1 protein-coding gene is annotated in these 559 nt (G+C 21.3%); it reads right to left on the reverse strand.

Features of this window, described 5'->3' with window-relative positions:
* On the reverse strand, positions 1–410 hold a 410-nt coding region (locus tag TS70_RS06755; RefSeq protein WP_198049812.1), incomplete at its 3' end, for a hypothetical protein.
* Between the last annotated feature and the right edge of the window lie 149 nt (positions 411–559).

Genomic DNA, 559 nt, shown 5'->3' on the forward strand with positions numbered 1-559 from the left:
CAAAATTTTTTTAAATTTATTATGTTTCCATATTTTAAATAAAATAATGAGTAAGCAGGACTATATACTTTATAAATATCTGAATTATTAGGTTTCTTTGTACATCATAAAAATATAGTATATTTATTACTATTTTTAAATATATCATTAGAATTATTATTTTCATTATTTTTTATATTATATTTAATCATTGCTTGACCTATTTTTTCATTTTTTTCACAAAATATACGACTTCTATCTCTATCTAAAAATGAATTTTCAAATTTTGTTTTATTACTAGCAGCAGTAACAAAAACAATGGGCAAAGAAATACATAATCCTAACAATAAAATTGTTATTAGCAATATTGCTATTTTCTTTTTTGTTTCAGTTAGGAAAAAACACCTTATTGATAAAATTAAATATCTCATACTATCTTCCTTTACTTAAATTTATTATTTGATACTGATATAATCTGGGCTCGCGGTGATTTTCATAATTTTATGAAAAATTACTTAAAGTTTAAAAAAACTTTTGCCACGCTTTTCAAAATACTTGGGAAAAATTCTAAGCGTTAAGC

The sequence above is a fragment of the Spiroplasma sp. hyd1 genome, from assembly GCF_016082235.1.
GTDB lineage: Bacteria > Bacillota_I > Bacilli_A > Mycoplasmatales > Mycoplasmataceae > Spiroplasma > Spiroplasma poulsonii.